Consider the following 4245-nt stretch of genomic DNA (forward strand, 5'->3'; position numbering starts at 1 on the left):
CCGCTCTTCCGATCTTTCATTAAGAATCCCTGCAAGCTTTTGTGGTGTATACAGTTTATTACCAAGTGAAGGTACTGTAAGCAGTGACGGAATGCTGCTAACACCTAAGTTGGCTCTACATAATTTTGCACGTCCTGGCCCAATGGCTAGACAAGCAAAAGACCTAGCTTTAATGTGGCGAGCACTCAGTGGTCAACATGAGCCTAGTATTCAAAAATGCCTCAATTTGGCGTATTGGCTCGAAGCGGACGACATGCCCTTAGATACTGATATTCGCGATCGAATAACCCAAGTAATGACCAGTTGGCAACAAAAGGGCCATCAATGCGTGCAAGCTAAACCCAAGCACTTTAGTTTCAAAAAATCTTGGGAAACGTTTGGACGCATAATGGGACATGAAACGTCAGCATTCATGAACCCTCTTATACGGTGGTTGAGCGTGCTTTTCGGCAACCAGAGTAGGAAACGCTCTCCGAATTTTCTTAACAATGTAATGAAGGGCTATCGTAGAAATCCAGATGAGTACTCAAGCGCTTTGAAAGCCAGAGACAAAACGATCCTTGATTGCCAAAACTTTTTTAAAAACGTTGACGCTTGGATATTGCCCGTCACCTGTTGTACCGCGTTTAAACACATGGAACCGACATCAGAACGAGGTCCTAGCCGAGATTATAGCGAACCCATCAAGGTCAACGGACTAGAGGTAAACTATTTCGATGCCCTCACCGCTTTTACGACACCAATTAGCCTAATAGGTCATCCTGTCGTAACCATGCCAATAGGTTTGGACCGGAATGGACTACCTATGGGAATTCAGCTTGTCGGGCAAATGAACAAAGAGTCAGAATTGATATTAGTCGCTGAAGAGTTATCAAAGCACATCAAAATGCCTACTTGTCCAATCTTTTAACATGAGGCTGTAACATAATGATTTTAAAAAAAATGAAATAACAATGGTATTACTCTCAAAATTAGACAACAAATATTGGGGACTATAATGCAGTATGATCTTGATGTGAGATCGGACCATAAAACATTGTTTTTATTGATACGAAGGATACTCATTGAAGACTTTAAGCTACTTGAAACAAGAAAGCAGAGAATAACTAGCTATTCAACTCCTAACGGTGGGGTTTGTCATATGAGGACGACTAAAAGTGGCGTTGACATCGGGTTTTTGAAAGGCATTCACATGATCGATACTTACAATAAACTGACAGGTACCGGAAAAGTGATGAGAGTTTTGTCTATCAAGGATGCTGAGCTAAAAATAATCATTCACTACCTCAGTCAAGCCATAAAAATCAGCACAACGACTCGATGATGTTTACTTTTTGACTGGCAATGGGCTGTTAGAAGCCACATTGTCAGTCTAGATTGATGGGTCTAAGTTCCTCGTTCTCGCTGTATGTTTTGACCATTATTAGTTAGAACCTTAGTTGCTAATCACTATCATAGATAACAGGGAATTTACTTTTCCATGCTTGCCATGTTTTAGGAGTCGATATCAACTCTGTCATAAAACGAGCGACATTTAAGCGGCTTGTATTTCGCGAATCAAATATAGGGTCATACTGTGGACATTGATGAATGACATACCCTGTTCGTTCTAAATCATTCGTTAGGCTATCTGGCCGAACCGCTACCCACTCAATGGATTTCGACGCCTTCACCACACTACTTTGCAAATAGGTCGCCGCTTGTTCGTTATCAACATGTGGAGGTAACACCACTCTCAAAAATGACATCATCACTTTATGCGCTCTAGATATTTTTTCATCGGCTAATGTATTTTGAAAGCCAGTCGTGCTCATCAGTATAAATTTGATTGGTCTCTCAGGTTGAGTTCTTTCAATCGCTTGACATATTCGCATTGTCGCATCGGTCACTAAACGCCTAGGCTGTCCAAATATACCCTTAAACGTTAAGTTGTGACCAAGACAAGAAACCACTGCCTCACACCCCAAAACGTACTCAGTTAGCTGTTCATCGATTAGATCCAACAAGTTAGCATGAACAACCTCCACATAGTCGCTAGTCGTTATGTGCAGCGGTAAATCATTTAACGAACGCACAATAATGCGAACCTCTCTATGTTGGCTGACTAATTCTTCAACAACCAACCTTCCCGTTGCTCCTGTCGCTCCAAGCACTAATGTCGTCATTTTCTTGTCCTTGCATGTGGTATCCCAAGACTTATGATATACATGTATTAATCACTAGTTAACCAACTAAATTAACATGAGGTTATACGTATTTGTATGAACTGGAAGTCAGTCTGTTTTGATTGGAATCGTACCCGTGCTTTTTTAGTAACGGCGGAAGAAGGCACTCTATCTGCTGCTGCAAAAGCTTTGAACATGACACAGCCCACCCTGAGTAGGCAGGTAGCCTCTTTAGAGCAAGAAATTGGTGTTAGATTGTTTGAAAGAGTTGGACAAAGGTTGGAATTGACTTCCAGCGGGATCGATCTTTTACAATTAGCCCGAAAGATGGGCGACGCAGCCAGTGATTTTTCACTTATGGCCAACGGGCAATCACAGCAACTAGAAGGTACGGTCGTGATTTCAGTTTGTGAATTAGACGCTGTATATCGACTACCCCGAATCATTGCCAAGTTAAGGAAAGTAGAGCCCAGAATCACAATAGAAGTCATAGTGAGCAATAAAGTTAGCGATTTGAATCGAAGAGATGCTGACATAGCCATTCGAAGTTTTTGCCCCACTCAACCCGACTTGATTGCTAGAAAACTCGGTGAAGAAACGGTGTGGCTATATGGGACCGAGGAGTATTTAAAATATTACACTGACGTCAATTCACTTAAAGAAATTGAAGATATACAAGTAATAGGTTTCAGTGACAGCAGTCTCATTAGCAACCAACTCAATCAACAGGGTTGGAATCTATCACCCGATAACTTCAAACTGTCGACTGACCACCAAATGATGCAAATAAGCCTTTGTAAGGAAAGTTTGGGGCTTATTTATCTCACTCAAGATGTGGGAGATCAGGAGCCAACATTAGTAAAAGCGCTTCAACAATTTGGCCCAACGATATGCTTACCCGTTTGGGCCGTCTGTCACCAAGAACTTAGGACCAACCGCAGGATTCGTCGCGTGTTCGATTTCATCTCTAATGAGCTTAAAGAGTATCTCTCGCAAACGATGCCATGATCCTAAACAACGTGAATTCAATTTCAGAATAGAATAATAGTGAGCAAAAACTGCTCACTATTACTACGCTATTCCATGATCAACCGGCCGGTTTTCTACAAAACAAGTTCCTGTACGTATTTACATTTTGTCTGCAAAATAAGCCATTATCTCATCTGTTGTCATCTCTTGGGTTTCATTTGAAAAACAATAATAACTTGGCTTCCTATCAATGAAATACTGCATATCCATTTCCAATCCATTCAAATTTGGAAACAAACCTACCGGCATGTTGTACTCACCGGTTGCTTTCAGCTTATAAAAAAGATGGGTACCACATTCGGAGCAAAAACCTCTCAATGCCCAAGATGACGATTCATAGGTTTTGATGAAGTCATTACCTTCAATTTTTACTTTTGAGCCGCATTTCACCGCAAAGAAGGGGGCTCCACCCCATGTTCTGCATGATTGACAGTGGCACACCGTAAACTTCGGGTTAATGTCTTCAGCAACAATGTTTACAGCACCACAAAGGCAACGGCTTTCTGTTTGAGTCATTTACTTTACTCCTTGATTTATTTAACGATGTAAAAAGCGTCTTTTCTCAGCGCCCTTCGCCTCTATTTGGTCGTTGTTTCTGCTTCAATGTGCCCTATCGAACGATAGTGTGAAAAAATCGTCGTTTCCATGTCCATGATAGAAAACACTTGCTGAGCATGTGGGTCTTCCATCGCCTTTACGCTAGCCGATTTAGCGAGTTCCAAGCTTTCCCAAATCACGATGTCGGTCCAACGATTCAGCTCTTCACTGTAGAAATAACTTCGGCTTTGAAAGCCATCAAAATGCTTCACTATTGAATTCAAACTGTCCATCGCCTTCTGCTGCTCTTGATAACTGACCCCTGCAATAAATTGAGTGTTCACAATTTCAAATGTCGACGCAGCACTCACCGAAGAAGCTAGAACTGCTGTGGTTAAGCCCATTGTAGTTAAACCCGCTGTCAGTGTTTTCATTCTCATATTCCCTGTGTTGATGTTGCAATCGTTTATTTAAGAAGCGTTTTTTTAAGAAGCTATTAGTTATGAAGCTATTA

General features: G+C 41.4%; 6 protein-coding genes. 3 read left to right on the forward strand and 3 right to left on the reverse strand.

All coding sequences use genetic code 11. From position 1 onward, the window contains the following. A partial coding sequence (locus ACP45E_RS08300; RefSeq protein ID WP_241824288.1) for an amidase family protein occupies positions 1–910 on the forward strand: 910 nt, incomplete at its 5' end. Positions 911–1141: 231 nt separating this feature from the next. Next, on the forward strand, positions 1142–1324 hold the full coding sequence (locus tag ACP45E_RS08305; protein WP_241790385.1) for a hypothetical protein: 183 nt from the start codon (positions 1142–1144) through the stop codon (positions 1322–1324). A 118-nt stretch (positions 1325–1442) separates the two neighbouring features. Here ACP45E_RS08305 and ACP45E_RS08310 read toward each other — a convergent pair whose 3' ends face one another. Beyond that, positions 1443–2165 carry an NAD(P)-binding oxidoreductase gene (locus tag ACP45E_RS08310; RefSeq protein WP_017037060.1) on the reverse strand — a complete coding sequence of 241 codons (723 nt, stop codon included), beginning with the start codon at positions 2163–2165 and terminating at the stop codon, positions 1443–1445. Between the two features lie 96 nt (positions 2166–2261). Between ACP45E_RS08310 and ACP45E_RS08315 the strand changes: the two genes are divergently transcribed. After that, on the forward strand, positions 2262–3173 hold the full coding sequence (locus tag ACP45E_RS08315) for a LysR family transcriptional regulator (protein ID WP_017037059.1): 912 nt from the start codon (positions 2262–2264) through the stop codon (positions 3171–3173). 120 nt (positions 3174–3293) lie between these two features. On the opposite strand, the gene ACP45E_RS08320 is transcribed toward ACP45E_RS08315, so the two are convergent. Next, positions 3294–3710, reverse strand: coding sequence for a GFA family protein (locus ACP45E_RS08320; protein ID WP_017037058.1), 417 nt, complete (start codon positions 3708–3710; stop codon positions 3294–3296). 62 nt (positions 3711–3772) lie between these two features. Continuing rightward, positions 3773–4165, reverse strand: coding sequence for a hypothetical protein (locus ACP45E_RS08325; RefSeq protein ID WP_017037057.1), 393 nt, complete (start codon positions 4163–4165; stop codon positions 3773–3775). Positions 4166–4245: the final 80 nt, after the last annotated feature.

Source organism: Vibrio genomosp. F10 str. 9ZD137 (assembly GCF_049974785.1).
In the GTDB taxonomy this organism is placed as follows: domain Bacteria; phylum Pseudomonadota; class Gammaproteobacteria; order Enterobacterales; family Vibrionaceae; genus Vibrio.

Excerpts from the sequence above, each read along its gene's own strand:
- ACP45E_RS08305 (WP_241790385.1), top strand. The coding sequence starts at position 1,142 with ATGAGGACGACTAAAAGTGGCGTTGACATCGGGTTTTTGAAAGGCATT.
- ACP45E_RS08310 (WP_017037060.1), bottom strand. The coding sequence starts at position 2,165 with ATGACGACATTAGTGCTTGGAGCGACAGGAGCAACGGGAAGGTTGGTT.
- ACP45E_RS08315 (WP_017037059.1), top strand. The coding sequence starts at position 2,262 with ATGAACTGGAAGTCAGTCTGTTTTGATTGGAATCGTACCCGTGCTTTT.
- ACP45E_RS08320 (WP_017037058.1), bottom strand. The coding sequence starts at position 3,710 with ATGACTCAAACAGAAAGCCGTTGCCTTTGTGGTGCTGTAAACATTGTT.
- ACP45E_RS08325 (WP_017037057.1), bottom strand. The coding sequence starts at position 4,165 with ATGAAAACACTGACAGCGGGTTTAACTACAATGGGCTTAACCACAGCA.